Annotated in this window: 14 protein-coding genes; all 14 read right to left on the reverse strand. The window is 30.2% G+C overall.

The genetic code is table 11. The features are described 5' to 3' along the window. Window positions 1-154: 154 nt before the first annotated feature. On the reverse strand, window positions 155-3,121 hold the full coding sequence (locus MC378_RS14515) for a type I restriction endonuclease subunit R (RefSeq protein ID WP_242179497.1): 2,967 nt from the start codon (window positions 3,119-3,121) through the stop codon (window positions 155-157). After that, a complete protein-coding gene (locus MC378_RS14520; protein ID WP_105050410.1) occupies window positions 3,121-3,813 on the reverse strand; it encodes a nucleotidyl transferase AbiEii/AbiGii toxin family protein in 693 nt (230 codons plus the stop codon). Before MC378_RS14520 ends, MC378_RS14515 begins: the two co-directional genes overlap by 1 nt. Next, window positions 3,803-4,327 carry a hypothetical protein gene (locus MC378_RS14525; RefSeq protein WP_242179498.1) on the reverse strand — a complete coding sequence of 175 codons (525 nt, stop codon included), beginning with the start codon at window positions 4,325-4,327 and terminating at the stop codon, window positions 3,803-3,805. The genes MC378_RS14520 and MC378_RS14525 overlap by 11 nt, the downstream gene beginning before the upstream one ends. Before the next feature lie 180 nt (window positions 4,328-4,507). Then, window positions 4,508-7,285, reverse strand: a complete 2,778-nt coding sequence (locus MC378_RS14530; RefSeq protein ID WP_242179499.1) for a sacsin N-terminal ATP-binding-like domain-containing protein — start codon at window positions 7,283-7,285, stop codon at window positions 4,508-4,510. A gap of 47 nt (window positions 7,286-7,332) precedes the next feature. Next, window positions 7,333-8,145: a GIY-YIG nuclease family protein gene (locus MC378_RS14535; protein WP_242179500.1), complete on the reverse strand. Its 813-nt coding sequence runs from the start codon at window positions 8,143-8,145 to the stop codon at window positions 7,333-7,335. A 54-nt stretch (window positions 8,146-8,199) separates the two neighbouring features. Further along, on the reverse strand, window positions 8,200-9,150 hold the full coding sequence (locus MC378_RS14540; protein ID WP_242179501.1) for a hypothetical protein: 951 nt from the start codon (window positions 9,148-9,150) through the stop codon (window positions 8,200-8,202). 46 nt (window positions 9,151-9,196) lie between these two features. Next, entirely contained in the window at window positions 9,197-11,140 is a 1,944-nt protein-coding gene (locus MC378_RS14545) for a hypothetical protein (protein WP_242179502.1), read from the reverse strand. Next, the gene (locus MC378_RS14550) at window positions 11,137-12,816 is read right to left on the reverse strand and encodes a hypothetical protein (RefSeq protein ID WP_242179503.1); all 1,680 of its coding nucleotides are present in this window, start codon (window positions 12,814-12,816) and stop codon (window positions 11,137-11,139) included. Before MC378_RS14550 ends, MC378_RS14545 begins: the two co-directional genes overlap by 4 nt. Window positions 12,817-12,849: 33 nt before the next feature. Next, the gene (locus MC378_RS14555) at window positions 12,850-14,067 is read right to left on the reverse strand and encodes a restriction endonuclease subunit S (RefSeq protein ID WP_242179504.1); all 1,218 of its coding nucleotides are present in this window, start codon (window positions 14,065-14,067) and stop codon (window positions 12,850-12,852) included. Window positions 14,068-14,076: 9 nt separating this feature from the next. Then, entirely contained in the window at window positions 14,077-15,537 is a 1,461-nt protein-coding gene (locus MC378_RS14560; protein WP_242179505.1) for a type I restriction-modification system subunit M, read from the reverse strand. A gap of 8 nt (window positions 15,538-15,545) precedes the next feature. Then, on the reverse strand, window positions 15,546-16,301 hold the full coding sequence (locus MC378_RS14565) for an aldo-keto reductase family protein (RefSeq protein ID WP_242179506.1): 756 nt from the start codon (window positions 16,299-16,301) through the stop codon (window positions 15,546-15,548). Between the two features lie 4 nt (window positions 16,302-16,305). Further along, entirely contained in the window at window positions 16,306-18,159 is a 1,854-nt protein-coding gene (locus tag MC378_RS14570; RefSeq protein WP_242179507.1) for a DUF262 domain-containing protein, read from the reverse strand. Further along, window positions 18,156-19,637 (reverse strand): type I restriction-modification system subunit M, encoded by a 1,482-nt coding sequence (locus MC378_RS14575; protein ID WP_242179508.1) that lies wholly within the window; start codon window positions 19,635-19,637, stop codon window positions 18,156-18,158. The genes MC378_RS14570 and MC378_RS14575 overlap by 4 nt, the downstream gene beginning before the upstream one ends. A gap of 33 nt (window positions 19,638-19,670) precedes the next feature. Continuing rightward, the gene (locus MC378_RS14580; protein WP_242179509.1) at window positions 19,671-20,036 is read right to left on the reverse strand and encodes a hypothetical protein; all 366 of its coding nucleotides are present in this window, start codon (window positions 20,034-20,036) and stop codon (window positions 19,671-19,673) included. Window positions 20,037-20,466 lie beyond the last annotated feature (430 nt).

The following is a 20,466-nucleotide window of genomic DNA, read 5'->3' on the forward strand; positions in this document are numbered from 1 at the left end:
AAACAAAAAAAACTCTGTAAACATATAATTTACAGAGTTTTAGCATTATTTGCTATTTTTAAAAGCGGTCTGGACGGAAATAAATTTTTAACACACTCATAATCAAATATTTAACCCATACATCAAAAATGAAATAGATGCATTATAGAGGTTATTAATAATATTCCTTAATATATCCATAAGCTCTTTCAAATAATATTTGATCTTTGTGTAATTTATACTTCAACAAGGCTTTACGCAATGATTTTTGTACTTCACGTTCACCAGAACTTGTTTTTTGCCAACCAGGAAAACGAACAATTCTTACTATAGCATCAATATCGGTAACGATACGTTCAACTACTGCAGGTGTTTCTTCATTTTTTAACTCTATAAATAAGTCAGTAAGTGCTGCTTTTGGTGTTTTTTCGACCAATAGAGCTTCTAACTCTTTTTCGGCTTCTACCGTTTCTTTAGCTAGTTTACATAGTTCCTTAATAAATTCAATTGAAGTAATTAATCCTTGTTCAGCTTTATCTCTTAAAGCTTCTAAGCGTTCACTTAAAGATTTGAATTTAGGATCACCCGCATGTTTCTTAAAACGTTTTATTAAAAGTTTTTCTAATTTTTTAGCACCAGCAGGATCTGGGTTATTAAAAATATCTTCAATAACATCTGCATCTAAAATAAATTCATCTAGATGATGTACTTCACCTACGTGAATAATTTCGTGAATTAATTTGGTAGTTTCTGCTCCCAAAGAAAACCATAATAACTTACCAATATTATCTGCAGCTGGCCTTACCGATTCGAATACTTGAGATAACCATTTATAATCTTCTTGATATAAATTTAAGATTGTGTCTGGAGATAAAGATTCCCATATTTTAGATAAAAACTTGTAGTCTTTTGCAAAAGCATCCTTTTTATCATTATTCCCAATAGCGTTTTGTGCGGCTTCTAAGCCTTCAAATCCGTCTATAGCTCTATCGACTCCTTCAAAATGAGATAACGCTTCTTTCATGGCATTTGGAAGCTTCTCTCTTAATTCAGAAAGATTAGAAATAACTGTTTTAATACTTTCTTCATCAAACTGCAATGCTTTTGCAGCATCATCAAATACACCAAAATAATCAACAATTCTACCAAAATACTTATTAGGAAACAATCTATTGGTTCTACAAATAGCTTGTAATAAAGTATGATCTTTAATCGACTTGTCTAGATACATTGTTTGTAAAATAGGCGCATCAAAACCTGTTAAAAGTTTCGCTGTAACGATGATAAATTGTAAATCTGATTGTGCATCGTTAAACTCGTCTACAATTTTTTCTTGCTGACTTTTATCAACGCCCCATTTTTGTTTAAATTCTATGTTGTCATTCGCTGATGTAGAAAACACAACGCGACTTGCTTCTTCTGAAAAATAGTTATCTAGTTCTTCTTTATACTGTACACAAGCATATCTGTCTGGAGTAACAATCATCGCTTTAAAACCATGAGGAGCTACTTTTTCTTTAAAGTGTGTTGCTATATCTTCTACTATTTTGGCAACCCTTTCTGGAGATTTTAAGAAAGCGGACATTTTAGCGGATTTCTTATTTAATGCATCTGCTTCTTCATCTGTTAAGGCGCTATTTTCTTTAAACTCTTCAAAGGCTTTATCTATAGTATCTTTATCTACATGTACATCTACTAAACGTGGCTCAAAATGCAATGGTAATGTTGCGTTATCTCTAATAGAATCATGAAATGTATAACGAGACATATATCCTCCTTCATCTTCTTCGGCTCCAAAGGCCCAAAACGTATTTTTATCAGCCTTGTTAACAGGTGTTCCTGTTAATCCAAAAAGAAATGCATTTGGCAATGCTGCTCGCATTTGTCGTCCTAAATCCCCTTCTTGGGTTCTGTGTGCTTCATCTACCAAAACAATAATATTATCTCTTGTATTCATATTTGGTTTCGCATCTCGAAACTTAAATATCATAGAAATGATAATCTTTCTAGTATCGTTTTCTAATAGTTTTTGAAGTTGTTTTATATTGTCTGTCGTTTCTACATTAGAAATATCGGCAGCATTAAAAGTACCTGTTATTTGTGTATCTAAATCGGTTCGATCTACTAATACAATAACGGTTGGACTTTTTAAATCTTTTTCTTTTCTAAGCTTTTGAGCCGCAAAAACCATCAATAAAGATTTACCTGACCCTTGAAAATGCCAGATCAATCCTTTTTTGATTTTACCTTCTTTTACACGTGCTACTATTTTATTGGCTCCTTCGTATTGTTGAAATCTTGGAATTACTTTAATACGTTGTTTCTTTTTATTTGTGGTAAACAACGAGAAATTTTGTAAAATATCTAACAAGCGTTTTGGATGTAATAAATCGGATAATTCTTTACCAACTTCTCCTAAACCTAATCGTTTCGCAATAGCGTCATCATCATTTTCTAAACGCCAAGGTGCCCAAAACTCTAAAGGTGTTCTTATGGCACCATAATAGAGTTCTTTTCCTTCTGTAGCAAAAGATAATATATTAGGTACGAATAATTGTGATACTGAGTTTTCATAAATATCATGTACCTCATGTGCGCCATCTAACCAACTTATTGCGGTTCGAATCGGTGTTTTTGCTTCACCAATAACTACTGGTAATCCATTAATAAATAAAACTACATCTGGTATTTTAGTTTCTCTATGACGAATTCGAAACTGAGTGGTAGCAATAAAAGTATTATTATTTAACTCTTCAAAATCTATTAAACGAATAGGAACGTGTCTGTTATTTTCTCCAAAAGGCATCGTTTTATCACCTTGTAACCATTTAAAAAATTCTTCATTGGCACGAACCAAACCTACTTGATGTACAGACAATAAAATAGCACGGAGTTTATAAATAACTTCATCTGCTAAATCTTGATTTTCTGTTATTTCTAGATTTAAACGAATTAAAGATTGTTTTAATTCTGTTTCTAACAAAACCTCGTTTACAGAACGATTTAATTCTTGTGGCGATTTGTATTGCCAAAAACCACCATAAAGAGTGGCGTCTTCGGATGCTTCATTCGTATTTAAGTTAACTCCTGTAAGTTGTTTAATAATGTAGTTTTCTACACTGTTTAGTTCGTTGAATGACATTAATTTTCTTTTTCAATTATTTTTTCAATTTTCTCAATCACAATTGGTATACGTTCTTCAATCATTAAAGGGTGAACATGTGCCATTAAAACTTCTTCTAATAAACCCATATCTATGATAAGCAATAGTTGTTCTATCAGAAATTCTTTAATTTCTTTTTCGGTATCCTGTATTTCTCTTACAATAGTTGTTCTGTTATCTAAAACATATACTATATCTTCTATATCATGACTTGTTCTATAATCTGAACCTCTATTACTATATGCTTCAAATTTGGTCGCTAAAAAACAAGGGGCTGATAATATTTTTACTTCTTGCTCATGTGCATTTACGGTCCATAAATCTTGAAACCCTATTTTATACCATCTGTTTGCTGGTCCCATCGGGCCATCTTCTGCAGACATAATATCTACAGGAATATCCTTGTATTTATAACTACAAATAGCATGTCCTTGTGGATCTGGATGAAAACCTAAAGTTGATAATCTTTCTTGAAGTGCTACCCAGTGCCCTAAATTGATTACATTTATGGTCATATCTACATCTTGTGTAGGCCGAATTTCATCTGCAGCAGGATCATCTGTATACAAACTAACTACAGCTCCACCAACAAAAACAATTTGTTCTTCTATGGTTTTTAAAGCAGCGGCAATTTCTGCTACTACAGCAATATTTATGATTCTATTTTCCAAAACCCAAACGTGATTTAATTTCAATAATAGCTAATTCTTTTTCCCTAGCTCTTCCTACTCGTAACGCATCTACCAAAGCTAATAACTCATATAGCTTTGCGTCTTTTAAAGCGGCTTCGGGAACAGATGGATACAATGGAATTATACTCTGCCCTCTAACAGTTCCTTTGGCATAGGGCCAAACATAATGTTCTGTACTTTCTATTTTGTCTTTTAAAGGTGCTGCGGAATGTGATGTTGGAATACCTCGAACTACTGCCCCTGGTTTTTGTGGAAATACGTAACGCAAACCAAATTGTAAAAATTCTAACAAAGCTAGTTTCATTACTTTTTTTCCTTTTGGATCTATCAATCCTGCATATTTAGAGCGGTTTAAAGATTTACTTATTTCAGACTGACTGATACCTAAACCTTCTGCCATAGATTTTTGAAACCATTGCTGACTACCATAACTTGCTATTTTTAATAAAATAACAATATCATGCGGACTCATTATTTGTTGTTTACTTTGCATAATATTCCATATTCAAATATGCAATATTAGTTATTTATTGTTTAATTATCAATTATTTATATATAATTATTCCGTATCGGAATATGGAATATTAGATCGTGATCTACATTTAAATTAAACCTAATGAATTATTTTCCGATGTAGTTTTCTACGCTCTTTAGTTTCATGAGCTGATAAAGTTTAATTTTTCAAACTATTTACAATAGCTATTTCTAACTCATTAATAGACTTCCCTTTACTTTTAAGAAATTGATAATCAATACTACATCTAAAATCTGCGTTAAGCATTAATAATTTAGCTTCTCTAGATTTACTGGTACTTTCAATTACTTTTTTGTGATCTTCATAAACTGAGTTTAAAAAAGTTCCTGGATTTTGGATAAACTTTAAGTTTTTTAGAACATATGCTTCATCCATATCTTTAATATCCTTAGTTCTTTCAATAAGTGCAATACAATAATGTTCTATATATTTAGGATTTACTGTTCTTTCTAGTTGAGATATAGCTAGTTTTACCGAATCCGTGTTACCATTTTTAACAGATTTCATTTCAATATAAAATGATTGTCCTGTTTCTGGATTTGTAATTCTAAAATCATACGAACCACCTCCTGCATAAATAAAATCTACTGCTTCTAAATCTACCTTGTCAACTATGAGACCTAAATAATTATTCTCAAAAGCAGATTTAAATAGTTTTTCTACATCACTTCCAATTTTTGATTTGGTATCGAAATCACGTTTCTTTTCGCCTTCTTCTCTTGCAAAATCCATTATTTGAGAAGGTATTTTATTTGGAAAAAGCAATGAAAGTTCAGTTAACTGTTCTAGGTTCGCACCAGAATCAATTATATTAACTATTTGTTTTATATCTGAAATACTCTCAACTACCTTGTTTAATTCCTCCTCTGTAACATCTGACTCTGCTAGTTTTAACAAAGAATCTTGCTTACCACTATCACGAATTGTTATTGCTTTAACCTTTTCTTCATCATCGAAACTTTCAAGAAAAAAACTAGTATAGGAACTATTAAAAGTCGGGAAATAAATAGGTAACTCTGTCCAATTAGGAAAACCTTTTCTTTTAAGCCATTTCACAAGTAGAGTAAGACCATCTATTTCATTTTTTGTTAATTTAGAATTTGCGTCTAAACGTAATCTGAAAATTTCATCAATTTCTTTTGCAATTGTTTCCCAAGTCTTAAATTTGGCTTCAGGCAGTAAGTTTGAAACTTCCTTATTTATAGTTTTATTTAAAAGCTTAAACCTATAATTCTGATTTTTCATCTTATTGTAAACTTCTATTAAGTCTACATCAACTCCATTATCTGTAAAAATCTCAGCATCTCTATTTACAAAACTTCCTTGTTCTGATTGGCAAGGTATAATGTTGTATTTGGTAAGTAATCCGTTATCATTAACTTTCACATATTTAATAAAGGCTGCCAACCACTTAACAGTTTCTTCTTCATCTTTATTTATGTTTTCAGCTAGATGAACTAAATTTTGAGAATTTGCAACCATTTTAACTGCTGCTTCTAATCTAAATGGAACACTTTTAAATATTGTAAAATCAATATTTTTTAGCCAATTTAAATATTCTGATCTTGACGGAACTTCATTTATTATTAATGCTGAAACGGTATCATAGAATTCTAAATCTCTTGATTCTGTTTTATTTTCTGGTATAAAAGGAAGCTTCAGTTTAGCATAAGAAATAGGATTTCCATTACAATTAACAAACTCTACTTCATCTAAGACTACTTTGATTTCCTTTTCAATATTTTTCTGAAACCAATCGGAACCGTTTGGGAGTGCTTTTATTCTATCACTTTTTAACTGAACCAAATGATATAGGTTGCCAATTCCTTCTTCTGATAAATTAAGAAGCAGTTTTTTGTAAGCCTTTACTCCATTTAATAAATTGTTTTTATTTTCTATACTTACGTCCGAAAGACTGATAGCATTTCGCTCTGTTTCTGGTTTAAATGCTGCTGAGTTAATTGAGATTGGAAACGGGAACTTTTCCGAACCAATTAATGGTAGATATAGAAAAAGAACAGCAATTTCTTCTGCATATTCTGTTACAACATTATTTTTTATTTCTCGAGCTACAATTACATCTTGCTCTTTGGCATATTTGACCTTAATATCATTCTGCGGAACCGCATTAATTTTCAATCCTATTTCACATAATCCATTTTCATCACTTCTTTCCTTTTGATAAAAGTGTTTTTCTGGAATACCATTCTGAATAATCTTAACCGATTTAAGTTTTGGTAAAAAAGTAAATACTAATGGTAATACTTTTATGGCATAGTCAATACCAGACATTGCTATTTCCTTAGGTTTTATATTAGATAAACCTTGTGTTAAATCATAACTGAAAATAGTATCAAATGAACCTGGTAAATAATCGGACTCTTTATAGCCTTTTTTAAATTGATCTTCAGATTCTTGAATTGAATCAATTAAGAGCTTTTTAGAATTATAATTTGATCTATTTAAATCAAATTTAAATTTATAATGAACTTTATCTCTATACTTATCTTTAACTACACCTTGAACAGTTATTACAGAAGATAGGGCGTGTGTAGATATAAATCCACTTCCAAAACGACCAATATAATCATCATCAATATCTTCATCATCTTTATCTGAATCTGGTGTTATTAAATTTTCTACATCTACTATTTTAAAAGGTTGTCCGTTATGTCTAAAAATTAAAGTGTTTTCTTGGAGCTCTAATTCTATATCTACTTCCGAATTAAAATCACTAGCATTTTGTATTAATTCCCAAAACCAACGATATTTAAGTGACTCTATTTTACTAGGAATTGGTTCCAGTTTTTCCATCAACCTTTTTGCTGGAATACTTAGTTTCTTTTCAATTTCCGTTTCCTTGATTTGGTCTTCAAAAGACACGAAACTCTCTTGTGTTGATAAATTTTCTTCCATACCTGAAAACACCTAATTAATTAAACTATTATCTCTTTCTACTTTTCTCATCCTCTTGCTATTTTCTTGCATTTATCTCTTAAAATGCTAACGTTATTTAATGCTCCAGGGTTTCCTGCAATATTTAATAAAGGCAAATGTTGATTGATTAACTTTTTTTCTAACCCGTTTAAATTATCTGTAACAGCAACCCAATTGATCATTAAATTTTCATCAATCCATTCTATAATTTTTTGCTCATTATTAGAAGATAATTTATAATTGCTTTGATTGCTTTTTCCTATTAGCGAACCTTCTTCTGGAAGATAACCCAATATTGCACCTAAACTTCTAAAAAAAGTACCATGACCTTTTGCTCTTAACTCTTGATTTAAAAACCGCTTTTCTAAACTTTTAGAAGCTAAACCTATATAAATAATACTATGCTTACGTTCTGCTAAAACATTTGAAAAAACAGTTTGTAAAGATTTTGGGTTTTTTATACGTATACAATACAAACCAGGTGCATTGGGAATTAAATGACTATGACCTGTAATAGTTTTAAAGTTTTTTTCATTCATTAAAACTTTTAGAGTCAATTCAGTATTTTTATCTAGATTCTTAACAGGAATCTGCTTTTGTTGTTTTATAGCCTTTTTAGGTAGTATTCCTGTTGATCCTTTTAAAGCAATGTATCCATTTTCTTTATGAAACAACTGCGGGTAATTTTTAACACGGGCACCAATTTGACTATTTGCTATTTTTGAACCATCCTTTTTAACATACCAACTATTTCTGTTTAATATTTCAGCAATATCTTTTGCTATTAAAGGTGTTTTCGCTTTTAATAAAACTTGTTGTATGGCTTCGTGTAAGGTCACTTTTTTATTTTTTTTAGATAATTATTACGTATTTAAATTCAATTTATACCTTAATTAATTCCAGCAGTTTTTATACATAAACTTTTCAATTAAATTATATTTCTCAGTCAATTTCAATTGTTCAAAAATCTGTTTGTCACTATCTGTAATGCTTTTAAAAGCAAATTTATGGTCCTCAAACTTTTTAATATTTATTGGGTTTTTAGTTAACTCTAATTCTAAAGGGAGGTTTGAATTAAAATCAATACCATTTACACAAGTACCTACAATTTCAATATCTTTTAGAAACAAAAATATTGATGTAGGAATATCACTAAAACTCAAATTAGAACAATTATTAATAAGTCTTTCAAATGACCAACATTGTACCCAACTATTGTTGACTTTAAATATGAAAAAAGGTTTCAAATTACAGACTAACAACCTCTCGTTGTTATGATTTAGAACAAATAATTCATCTTTAAAATTCAATGATTCATTTAGCGTCTTCTTCAACACTTTTTGCTCTAAATGAAACCAATCACTTTTTAAAAATAGTTGATTAATAATGTTAACGGTTCTAATAATAGTATTACTACTTAAGGCTCCCATAAAAGAATGCTTCTCTGGGTGAGCCAATATATTTCTTAAACCTCTTATTCCTTGTAATTGATATTTTAATTCTTTTGGAAAGCCCTTTTCCTTGATTAATTGATCTATTAAAATAGCTAAATCTTTTTTCTTTTTATTCCCGTTTTTAGTTTCAACTTCAATACTAATTTCTAATGATTGACACTTTAATTTTATAGCCATTTCATAAATACCTAAGATCTTTCTTAAAGCCTCATCAAACATTGGCCAATGATAATAGGCGTGTGCCATTAAGTATTCAGCAGTTTCATAACTTTCTTTTATATCTTGAGGAACTTCATTATGAAAATTACCCTTTATAACATATTTATCTACGTATTCAGTTCTAGTTTTGGCTCCATAAAAGTCCCATATATCATCAGGTTTATAATACATAATTTACTTAACTATTTAATTCATAGTTTTCTCCAAAATTGTCTTCTTATACAATTTGACTTGAAAGATATTCTGACATATTTTTTGCAAACTCTTTAACATTATCAAATTTATGATCTAAAAGTTCGTCAACTAAAACTTTCCTTTTTTTGTATAATCCAGATGTTGAAGTAGAATCTATCATAAAATAGCTTGTAAATTTAGAGCTAATATTATCTAAAACTTTTTGCTGATTACCAAACTTATCAACTAATTGTTTGGCATATTGATCCCATTCTAAACTTCCATCTTCATTTTTTTTATAGATATTCATAAACCTTATAGCGATTGGAGGATATTTGAGGTTACTTGTTGACCAATCATATAATAGTTTATTATTAGAAACTGATTTTTCTAAAACACTATAAAGTTTATAGCCACTTTGTTGACCAGAAGCCAGATGTTCTCCAAATATTGGCCAAGATTGATCAAAGAAATCATTTATTAAGAAGTATGTTAAATGGTCTAAAAATGACTCGTTTTCAAAATGAAATTTTGTGTAGTTTTTAATTATTTGATGAACTAAAAAAGAAATGTGTTTATCAGAAGGATCATCATAAATTGATTTAGAAATTAAATCTTCAATATGAAATGTACTATTAATAAAAGAACTGTATTCAGTTATTTTATCAACATACAACAACTCATTTATTATTCCTTTTAGATTATTCCATCTATCAATATCTTTCCTTAAAATTTCATATAAAATTTCTAGAGCAAAGGAATAATTAATTTCTTTTATCCAACCTACGAGCTGTATAGTTTCTTTATTAGTTAAGTTGGTTAAATCTAAGTATTCTAAATTTCTTAAATAATCGGGAGTAGTTATTAGTAGGTTTTTTATTTTTAAAAGATCTTCATATTCAATAGGATTTAAATATCTAATTAACCTAATTCCATGAACTTCTGTTAAATTTGACGATATTAATTTGTCTATAGAATATCTAGTAAAAGCATCATCTTTTGCGCCATAAATTAAACCACTTACAAAGGCTGAGTTTTGTTCTTCAGTTGGTATTGTTTTGAAAATATCAAAAACCAAATCTATTAAAACTATATTACTATCACTTTTTCCTTTTTCACCAACAACTTGCGAAAATGAATATGTTTGTCTTTGCTCACCTTTTAATAAAACCTCTAGACCTTCCTTCCAATTAACACTTTCATCAAAATATATTTGTGCCAACTCTTTTGCTTTCTCTGATGAAACATTTATATAGTTCCCCTGTCCATCTCTATCATTAATCCATGCAGGTAAAACCACAAAAGCAGTTAATTGTTCTTCTATACTTTCAGGTTTGTATTTCTCTAATAGGGCCTTAATTGCTTCTAAAAAATCTTTATCAAGCTCATATCTATCAGAACTTAACTCCCTTAATTTTTGACGTGTGTCATTTGAAATTTCACCTTGTTTTTGAATAAACTCATTAATAACTTTAATTATTTGATCAAAATTACCAATGCTAATTTGATCATAAGCTCTTGATAAAATTGAATCAAAAGCTAATTTTGAAAATGTTTCATTACCATTAAGAGCTATAGATGATAACTTTTCAATAACACTATTATAATAACTTGATATTTCTTCACTATTAGGTTTAGAAACTTCACCCCTATTCTTAGATTCTCCAGATTGAATTCTGCCTGTAAAACTATTTGACTTTAAAGCTCGTTCATAGGTATTAATAATAACAGAAGACATCTCATTTTCTTCTTCTATTTCAGTTAATACTTGTAATCGCCCCTCTAAACTCAAACAAGTTTCAGCTAAATAAACTTGAAACAAAGAAACAAACTCAATATTAGCAGAATTTTGAAGATCACTATCACCATTCGCTAACCCATATAACAACTTGAAAGAATCACTTGCTGTTTCAGTATGTAGACACAACTTTAGTACTGTATCAATAGTATATCTATCACTACTATGAAAATTAAAAAAATCTATCATAATCTTTCTATTTTAGATTTTATTACATCTAATGCTAAACTAGGAAAGTAATCTGCTAATAAATTCACAAATTCACCACCCTCATTGGTATCTATGAAACTACTATCTTTTAAAACTCCATCTACAGAATTTAAGCTATTTATATAATCACCAGAGTCATCATTTTTCAAAACATCAAAAAACTTGTCGGAAAAATTACTCCAAAGACTATTATTAGATACATTCAATACAATCTCATTAATATTTTCTAATGCTTGACTTTTCCAATGATCTATAAGCTCTTTTTCAAATGCGTTCGCAAGTATATAATCACCTTTTATGATTATTAAATCTTTCGAGACTAAAAAACTTATTAATTCATTTAATTTTTCCTTCGGACATTTCACAAAAGTTGTTCTTATAATCTCTATTTGATAGGAATAAGAACCTGTAGCACCCACTTTTTTAAATAGTGACACTGCTATCAATAACTTAATGGCTCCAATGTCTACATTAACTTGTCCAATTATTATCGTTAATAAATCAATTACTGATTTAACAATATCTTCTTCTTCAACATCTGAAACAATTACAGAAACAAGTTTATTCAAATCACCATCAAGAGTGTTATATAGTTGTGACACATTTGTTGAAGGAAATTTAGAATTAAAAATATTATGAAAAACTGTTTTCCTAATATTTTCATCGATAAATATATTAGGAAAGACTTTTTCACTTTTTTTAGAATTAGGCTCGATAGTCACTAACCTCAATTCAGTACTGAAAAAATCTTTTGCTATTCTTTCGTGAATCTCTTCACTACAATTATCAATTATAACAACTTTTAATTGGTTTAAATTTGTAAGATCTGCTACCTTATTTGATATATCTTGATACGTTGTTCCTTTTAAATCATAGTACAAAATACTATTTTCAAGTTCATCAGCTTCAAATTTGCCATTCTTCCTAAACACTTCATAAACTAGTCGTGTTTTTCCTGAACCAGAAACTCCTGCAATTCTAATTGGTCCCTTATAATTAATTAAGAAACTTCTTAACTTTTTAATTATATCTTCTAATTCTGGAGTAAACACAAATGAGTAACTGTGATATCTATCTAATTGTTGATTTATTTTAAAAGGAGACCATTTTTCAATTTGATGAGAAGCCTCTGCATTAATAGCATCTTTGATGGCATTATATAAATCATTTGCTAATTCTTTCCTTACAGCTTTTCTAGTATCATAATTAGTTTCATTAAGATTATATGTAATACCCCAACGAAAACCTATTAAATCTACAGGTAGTTCTTCTGGTGAACCAAAAGCATCATTCATAACGGCTAAAGTTCTATAGGTTCCTTTTTTTGCCCATGCATAACCTGTCTCTAATAAAACATTTGGATTAGGAGATAGTTTACGTTTCCCTTTAGGTACACCAAGCCAAGAATGAGTAGCGTCTTCTTCTAATAGCTCTGCATCTAACCACTCTTTAGCAGAAGTGAACGTTAAATCAACAATTACCATGTCTGATTCAGTACTTTTCTTCAACATTTCATCAATAAGTAAAGGTGTTCCAGGTGTTTTTCTAAACCCGAAATCTAAAGTGACTTCAATATTTTCATCTTTTAGTTTTTGAATAGCAATTTCTATAGCTTTTTGAATAAACCCTTTACCATACTTATCTTCGGTATCCATTTGAAAGGAAAAAAACACTTTATATGCCATACCCTAAAACACCTGATTAATTAAACTCTTTTGTAAGGCCTTGGAACTTGAAATTTTGGTCTGAAGTTCTAGTATTTTTTCATCCATAAATACAAGCTTATTTCCGATAAATTCTTGAGTCTCAATTTTACTCGGAAATGGAATCAATATCTGATTTAAATGATAAGGCCCAAAATTTGGTTGAGCCGCTCCAGTAATTAATATATCAATTTGTCTTTTGAAAATTTTTGATTTAAGAAATTGATTAAGAAAATTATAATTGACACCCTCTAATGGCTGAAACCTTATAACACTTGTATTCATCATTAAAGGCAAATCTTTTTGTCGAATTACGGCATGTTTACAATAGGAGTTTCCCGAACTTGCTATAACAATATCTCCTTCACAACATTCAAAATGTTTATACGTTTTATTGAATTCTACCCAAGACACATGTCGCTTAGTTTTTGATAAGTCGAGAATACCTTCAACTAAATTAGTAACATTAATAACCTTAATGCCTTCTTCTTTAAATTGCCAATTTCTTAAACCAGGTCCTTCTTGAAACCAAGCTATTTTGGGTAACTCAACAATTTTCCAACTTAATGGAATATTTCCAATTTTAGTTTTTTGTTTAGGTAAGTCTACAAATTTACCTAACAAATATTCACTTTCACAAATATCTCGAGTAATATCTAACTTCTCTAAAAATTTCAGTTCTTTCTCAATCACACTATCCATCGCCCAAAGTAATTCAGCAAGTTTAGCTTGTTGTTCTTTTGGTGGTAGTAAGAATTCTTGTTGTTTTAAATCTCCCCAATTAATCGTTGGAGATAAACCACCAACTGAAATATCTACCATTCTGTGCATAAATTGGTCTGAATGTAAAAAGAACGGAAATAATTTAGAATCTATAATTTCTTCGTTTGCTCTAAATACAAAAGCGTGTGCAGAACAAATACCATCAAAATCGACAATAGCTGCTTTACGTTGGTAAGCTCGTCGTTTTCCAAAAATAACATCACCAGGATAACATCTTAATTTTCCTCCTTTAACATCGGCAGGAACGCCTTTTCTACGAATGTGAATATCATTTGCATCTATATGTTCTAGGCCAATATAAATATCAACTTCTGCTTGGTCTGGCTTTACTGTTTTAGATATTTTTTGAGCAATATCTTCAAACGTAAAAGTTTCCCAAGTTGATTTATTTAAATTATTCAAATCTATTTTTTGTGTCATAGTTTCCATTTAATCTAAGATTTCAAATAATTTACTCATACTTTTTTCAAGTGTTTTAGATTGTTGCTTCCAATCAAAAATCGCATCATTAACAGATAAAACAGGTTTACTAGTGTCTACATTACTTAAAAACTGAGCAATATTTAAACTTCCTTTATTTTCTAAAATTTCTTCAATAGAAACAACTTTAGTAAAGTCATCAATATTCTTAAAGTCTTTGTATGCATTAAAAATAGTGTCAATATGTTTTTGCTCTAAAAAGGCAATGTTTTTTTCTTGTTTTACTTCTTTTAAAGCATTTATAATTAAAACCTTGCCTTGTTTTTCTTTGCTCTTGTTAGTTTTGGTAATTAATAAACAAGCTTCCATTGGAGAATTGTAAAACAAATTTGGTCCTAAACCAATGACACATTCTACCAAATCTTCTTCAATCATTTTACTACGCATTTGAGCTTCAGAATCTCTAAATAAAATACCATGAGGCCATAGTGAAATAGAGCGTCCGTTTTTGGCATCTAAACTTTTTTGTATGTGTTGCTGAAAAGCATAATCAGCACAACCTTGTGGTGGTGTTCCCCAAAGATTACGCCCAAAAGGATCGTTTGTAAATGCTTTTTGGTCCCACGCTTTTATAGAGTATGGTGGGTTTGCTAGTATTACATTAAAGGTTTTTAAAGTGTCGTTTTCTAAAAAGGCAGGTTGTGCCAAGGTATCGCCACGAACAATGCTAAACTCTTCTATACCATGCATAAACATATTCATACGTGCTATGGCAGAAGTAATCAGGTTTATTTCTTGTCCGTATAATTTTAGGGTTCTGTATTCTTTGCCTTCATCGCGTAAATGCAAAGCGCAGTTTAATAGTAGACCACCAGAGCCACAGGTTGGGTCGTACACAGATTCACCTGGTTGTGGATCCATAATCATGGTCATTAGTTTTACAACGGTACGGTTGGTGTAAAACTCTGCTGCTGTATGACCAGAATCGTCTGCAAACTCTTTAATTAAGTATTCATAAGCGTTTCCTAATTGGTCGTCTGGTACGTTTTCTAAATTTAGTTTGTGTTGTGAGTAATGTTCTATAAGGTTGGTTAAGGTTTCATCACTCAACCTGTTTTTATTGGTCCAAGAAGCATCACCAAAAATACCATAAAGGGTTTCTGGGTTTGCTTTTTCAATGGCACGCATGGCGTCTTGTATAGCAATACCAACATTTGTTGTGGTTTCACGTACGGTTTTCCAATGGGCATTTTGTGGCACAATAAAATGATGGTTTTCGACAAATGCTGCGTATTCTAGATCATCATCACTTTCTTCTAAAGCTTTTTTAAACTCTTCATCGTACACATCGCAAATACGTTTGAAAAACAATAACGGAAATATGTATTGTTTATAATCGCCTGCATCTATGGTACCACGTAATGCGGTTGCTGCTCCCCAAAGGTATTTTTCTAGGTTTTGTTGGGTCATAATTAGTTTTATTCCTGTATTCTGTTTTTAAATTGACTACTAATATAATTTTTCTTAATAGTATCAAGTTCTAAAAATTCTTGTTTCATTTTATTTAGTAGATCAAGGAAATCTGTATGAAGTTGTAATAAACTAGAACTCATTTTATCCATAATCTGTTCATCACTAATTTCTTCATGATATGAAAGCTCACCTTTTGTCGAAATTAAATAGTTTGAGTTGTTTTTAACTTTTTCAAAATCAGAATGAAGGCTGTTGAATACGTTAGGGAAGTCTTTTAATAATTCATTTATATTAGTTTCAATATAACCTAATTTATAGTAAGTATGATCAATTGCTTTTTCGTCATATTCAGCAGCATCAAAAAAGTAATTTTCGAATTTATAGTTTTCTATAATTAATGAAAATTTCTTAAGCATTTTTATTTTTTCATTAGAATCACCTGCAAAATCTATTACTTTGGATAGATGTTCAAAATCATATTTTTCTAAGTTTAACTTGTATTGTCTGTTTAAATCCTCTAGACGAACCAATTCTGCTTTCATTTTTAATTCATTATTTCTACTAGCTTCCTCAAAAACTTGTTTTTGTAAATTTAAATTTTGAGATTGAAGATTAAGATTGTCTGATAAATTTTTGACTTCTTTTTTCTTATACCAAATAGTAATTCCACCACCTACTATTGCTCCAAATAAAGCTGATGAAATAGAAAACAATAATCTATAATCAGAATCTGTTAATGTTATAAAGTTTAATAAATTCATCTATTTATATTTCTTCTACTTTGTTAATAATATCATTTGCACTAATATCGTTACCAGAAGTAAGTTGAGAAATTGCTTGAACAACATACTGTCCACGTTTTTTAATAAAAGCTTCAAAATCTGTGGTTACTTTTTCTTTTTTATCTTCTGGTGATAAATTTTCATAGCCTCCATTTTTTAATTCTTCAATAGGAATTAAATGTGATTTTAAACGCGCATTTACAATATCTTCACTAGTCCAGTCGTAACGTTCCTTTAAATATTTAAAAGGTTCTTTATTACTAATATTAAGGTTTGTTTTATCTGTAATTAAAGAACAATTTAATGCTAAATAACTTTCTACTTCTGCTTCTTTTAAAATAGCATCAGGAAAAACATGATGGTAATGTCTTCTACTATCAATTAATTGTTGTCTTGTTAATGTAGAACCGTCTGCAAAATCCATAGCGCCTAACTTCGTAAAAACAGCCATAATTCCTCTAGCTCTAATATTTTCTCGTTTTGGCCAACCTACTTTTACCAATTCATCAATAGTTGTTAATGAATATTTTTCCCTGTTTAATACAGGTACATCTTTTTCAGTAAAATAAACATCAGGAGCTTTTTCTTTTTTCAAAATAATAGATTTCAAGGCAATAAAATCTGCATAAGCATTTGAAGCTGCTGAATTTTCATATCTATCAGTAAAAAAACTAGACCATAAATACTTTTTTAATAAGATTTCTGCTTGTCCTCTAGCATCTAAATTTTCTGGAATAACAGTGTAAAGAGCAGCTATAACAGAAAGTACAGCATTGGTTGGTAATCTGTTTTTATCATGAATTCCTTGAGATTCCATAAAAGTTGCCATTTTAGCGAGTCCGCTACACATAAGATCCCAATTTTCTACTAAAGTATCTTTTTGCATATCCCACATACCACGCTGATTGGGGAGTTTATCTTGTATCAAAGCAGATGTTGCTAATATTAAGAATGGAAGTTCGAAATAGTAATGTATGTTAGGATAATCTGCATCTAATTTATGTTGATAATCATCTAAAGAAACACCTTTAACTCCCTCAATTTCAGCTCTAATAATATCATACTGAGATAGCGGCTTGCTATTGGTATTCATATTGATGAAAACCTGTAAAGCGGTATCTTTACTAGTTTGACTTGGTAATGCTAAATATGGAAGATTAAAATGAGAAATGGTTTCTCTATAATCTCTAATAATTTTTAAAATCTCATTTTTAAAGTTCATCCAAGAAAACAGCTTATCCTCATAATTTTCATCACCAGAAGCAGGCTTCATAGGTAACAATGCATCGTCAACCCATTTTTCATATTCGGAAGAAATGTCGCCGGGTCTAAACAATTCCATAGGAATCAAACCGCGTTGAAAACTATCGTTAGGACTATCTGCCCATAAAGGCATTAAATTCCCTTTTTTATTTTGATACCTAGTTTTATAAAATACATTTACTTCTAATGCTTCTTCTGTTTTTTCAAAATAACGATCGTACTTACTGATATATAAAAAGAATTTTACATCTTCATAATTGTTGTGTAAGGTTCTCCATAAAGAGGTCAATCGTTGTTGACCATCTAAAAGATGCTCTGTTACTCTGGCTCCAGTTTCAGGAGCAGTTGCAATGTATCTTGATACAAAATGTTCTTTATCTACATTAAGTAATAAGGTTACACCTAATGGTAAATTTAAAATGACTGTATCTAATAAACTAGCAATTCTATTTCTATCCCAAGCTTGATGACGTTGAAATCGAGGTAATTTAATTTCTCCATTTTGAATTTTTTGAAACCAGATGGAAACTTGTCTGTCCTGTGCCGAACTTGAAGGCATTTTATTATTCATCATATAAAATCTTTCAACATTGTTTTAAACTTCTTTTCTGCTTTTTGGCTTTCTGCCCAAGCCGTTTTTAAATCAAAAAGAGCGTCATCTAAATTAGGTAAATTGTCTTCAATAACTTTCTCTACATAAAATGGGATATTTAAAAAATATTTTTTCTCTTTTATAAAATCAATATTAGCTACTTTAACATAGTTTTCAACATCTTCAAAATTTTGATACCATTTAAAAATCTGAGTTAAATGATCTTCTTCAAGGAAGTTTTGTGCTCTACCAACTTTAATTTGGTCTGATGCATCAACAAATAGAATTTTTCCTTTTTTATCATGCCTTTTATTTTGTTGAAAAACTAAAACACAAGGAGCTAGTGGTGTACCGTAGAAAATATTTGGACCTAAACCAATGACAGCTTCGAGCATATCTTGTTTTATAAGTTCCTCTCTAATTCGACCTTCAGATCCCTTTTTAAAAAGTACTCCATTCGGCAACACAACCGCCATACGACCAGTACTATTCATAGATTTAATCATGTGTTGTACCCAAGCCATATCACCATTACCTTTTGGAGGTACGCCTGCAATATTTCTTCCAAACGGATCGTTTGCCCAATTTTCTGCTCCCCATTCTTTTAATGAAAATGGTGGATTTGCAATCACACAATCAAAAGTTTTTAATCCATCTGCAGCAAAAAATGCAGGTTGTCTTAAGGTATCGCCTCTTGAGATTTGAAAGTCTTCAATGCCATGTAAAAACATGTTCATTCTAGCAATAGAGCTAGAAGTTAGATTTTTTTCTTGTCCGAATAATTTAAGTGTTCTATAATCTTCGCTGTTTTCTTTTAAATGGTCTACACACTCTAATAACATTCCACCTGTACCACAAGCAGGATCGTAAATGGTTTCGCCTTCGTGAGGATCTAATATGAGTCCTAATAAATGTACAACAGAACGCGGTGTGTAAAACTCACCTGCTTTTTTATTCGTTAGATCGGCAAAGTGTTTGATTAAATACTCATAAGCATTACCTAGAATATCTGGTTCTACTAAAGAGTTTGATAAACTATATTGAGAGAAATGCTCTATTAAATCGATTAATAAACGATCTGATAATTTGTTTTTGTTACTCCATTGTGCATCACCAAAAATGCCATACAACAGTTCTTGATTGGCTTGTTCAATACCTCTCAGTGCTTTTTCAATGGCTAGACCAACATTAGTAGTCGTTTCTCTAACGTCTTTCCAGTGGCAACCTTCTGGTATCTCAAATCTATGAAATTCGGGTAGTGATGCGTATTCTATATCTCCTTCGGATTCCTCCAACGCTTGTTGGTATTCTTCATCATAAACATCGGACAGACGTTTAAAAAATAATAAAGGAAAGATATATATTTTAAAATCTGAAGCATCTACTGGTCCTTTAAGAATCCAAGCGGCTTTAGATAAATACTGTTCTAATTGCGATAAAGTTAGTTTTTCTTTACTCATATTTTATAAAGTACTTTGTGTAGTCTCTTTTTATTAAAGAATTTGATAATTACGTTTATCTATCATTTCCATAATACCTGCATGTTCAAATAATTTACCAACGGAATGCACATTGCATGGTTTTGCATTGAGCTCTCTAGGTAAATTTGTTTCAAAAATGGCTCTATTGTAGGTGTTGTTATTCAGTTTTGCAGCTTCGAAAATTGTTTCTAACATGTGTAGAGGAATATTTACTGAAGTGTTTGTACCCACCTGAACTCTGAATCCTTCTGAATTATTATAGTTTTTACACGTATAAGGCGGAATTTCTCTTACTATTTTGAAACTTTTACCAGGTGTTAAGTGTAAACCCAATTGGATGTTTTTTTTCAGTAGTTCTATTGCTTGATTCCAAATCATAAGTATAAATTTTAATTATAAAAAAACATACTTTAAAAAAGCAATCATATCATTCTGGCAAATATTATCATCAAGGGAACAATAATATTCAAGTAAATAAGATAACGTTTTTCATAACCAAAGCAAGTTACATATTTTTTAGATCTTTTTTCAGTAAAAATAAGTAAAGATTCTAATTAATTCTGAAAGGTTTTACTCTGTGGCAGTTTTTTTTTATTACACTCTTTTTTCTGAAATATATCTATCATAAAATCTACTAACTTGTGTTTGCTGAATTTTTTTGCCAAACCTAGGGATCAAGCCTAATTGTTGTGTTTAAGCAAAAATTGTTGTTAATCTATATAGGAAGAAATGGCTCAATACAAAAAGTTGTGGAGTAAATTAAAAAGCATGAACTTTGCAGTCTAATAAACCTCTATTTTGGACACTT

It is taken from the genome of Polaribacter marinus (assembly GCF_022662535.1).
In the GTDB taxonomy this organism is placed as follows: domain Bacteria; phylum Bacteroidota; class Bacteroidia; order Flavobacteriales; family Flavobacteriaceae; genus Polaribacter; species Polaribacter marinus.